1 protein-coding gene is annotated in these 2,010 nt (G+C 44.1%); it reads left to right on the top strand.

The genetic code is table 11. The annotated features are described in order from the left end of the window. A partial coding sequence (locus KDK19_RS20680) for a pentapeptide repeat-containing protein (protein ID WP_257292844.1) occupies positions 1-1,849 on the top strand: 1,849 nt, incomplete at its 5' end. Positions 1,850-2,010 lie beyond the last annotated feature (161 nt).

The raw sequence follows: 2,010 nt of genomic DNA, 5'->3' as shown, positions 1-2,010 counted from the left end.
ACGGAACAGTAAGCAGGGTATAGTCAATAGCCTCGAAAATGAAGCTACCCTGAGCTCCTTTGAACGACGTACTCAGATCGGGATGGAGCCATCCAGATATTTTTCGGCACGCAGGATGAAATGCGACACTGAATATACATTCTCCCGTGTCATGGAGGAGGAGCTGACGACTGATTCCAGGCACAAATATGGTGGGGTCATGTGTATGCGCCTGACTTCCGCTGCACTCGGCCGTCTGGATGCACAAATTTATAAAGATCAAAGCCAGTTTTTGGGGGGATTCCCTGGTTTGGACGCCTTCGCCCGTAATGAGAAAATCATTGCGCAGTCAACCGATGACTACAGAAGTGTGATTCAGTACGAAGGGCGTCAGGAGACCCGTTTTTCCAATCCTCTGTCCTTACTTGACGAGTTGAACCTGCTTGAGATGAGTTCTCCCGAAAGTCAGAGGCAATTGTTGCAGACTCTAAAGCAACGCTTTAGTCACTGGCCCGACGGACGCCCGCTGGAACAGCTTTTTCCGCAATCCTGGTCAGTCTTTTACCATGAGTTAACCTTTAAAGGCAGCATGGTTGACGAGGGCATCAAAAATCTCATCAAGGTTTGTGGTGAAGAGCGCATACAATTACTGTTTGAGCAAAACCCACAACTGTTGGAGGGCAAACTGGATTCCCTGGATGGCTTTAAGCTGAACGGGGGTAGCCATTTCTTGAAAGGAATTGATTTCAGCGGCTGTTCAATGAAGGGTACCGTGTTGCAATCCTTTATATTTCAGAACTGTAAATTCGATACAGAGCGGTTAAACAGTGCCACTGTTGAAGATGGCTTTTTCTGCGCATGTTCTTTTGAAGGCAAGCGGTTTTCATCATCGATATTAGACAATGCCCGCTTTTATCCTGAAAATGATCAGGATGACCTGGTATATGAAAGTACACACCAGCTTTCCCGAATTCTATATAATTCTTGTGTCAATCAGCGCAATGAGTTCAGTCTGAAACAATGGCTGGAGGTGATGGGGAAAAGTGATTATCTACTCCACGACTCAGCACGGCTGGATGATTTAAGTCGGGATATTCTGTCCCGGCACATTGGAAAAATCACAAAAACTTATCCACAGCAACTTTGTAGGATTATTCGTGGATTTTTTTCCATTGATTTTGAAAATACTGCCAACGCAATAAGCTTTGTCTGGAATAATCCGGAATTCTATGATCGCAAAATCAAAGATCTCAAAGATGTGTATTTTGAGTTCAGAACCATCTTCCTGAATGAAGGAGATTATAAGGGGATGAGTGGTGATCCGTTTGAAAGATTATTTACGCTCTATAAAGTTGCAAACGGTGATTGTTCCCGGGAAGCGGTTTTGGCATTGATGTTAAATGTTATTAACCTGATTCTATTCCCGGAATCCAATGATAAATACATAGACTTTGGTATGAATGCCAACCGTGCGGATGAGCATGACGACTGCTGGAAGGACATTCCTGAGGTCAGTAGCGAAAGTACACAAAACCACTCAACCCCACGCCCGGAAACAGAGGGACTGCCTCTGGTTAAGATGCGGCGTTATAAAGCTTCTCTTTGTCGTATGTTCCTTAAAGATTACCGGGATTGTATTGACCAATTCTGGAAAGAATGCTCAGAAAAGAGTCAATTAAAAATAGCCAAACACTGTTTGCTTCATCAAAATGTTGCTGTTAGCCCCTCAACAACCACGGAGTTTATAAATTTGTTGTCTAAAGACCGCGACGAGGGAAATTGGCGGGACATCTATAACGCTAACATGAAAAAGCATACAGAAATTCAGAATGAGTGGGACCGGCTGTTTCCGGAATATTTCAGAACCTGAGGCAAAGTCCACTGTTATCCTTTAAATCAGTGCCCACCGTTTCAGTTGGATTTGAGTGTCCACTAAAACGGGGGAGGTTCGCAATCCGCTGGATTTTGTTGTTAGGTGGCGTAGTTATTTCTGAAGGTGGTTTACGATGATGGTGAGAGTGTCTTCTATTT

The sequence above is a fragment of the Endozoicomonas sp. ONNA1 genome (assembly GCF_024606325.1).
GTDB lineage: Bacteria > Pseudomonadota > Gammaproteobacteria > Pseudomonadales > Endozoicomonadaceae > Endozoicomonas_A.
Note: the sequence above shows the minus strand (reverse complement) of the source record. Positions and strands in the feature narration are given on the sequence as shown.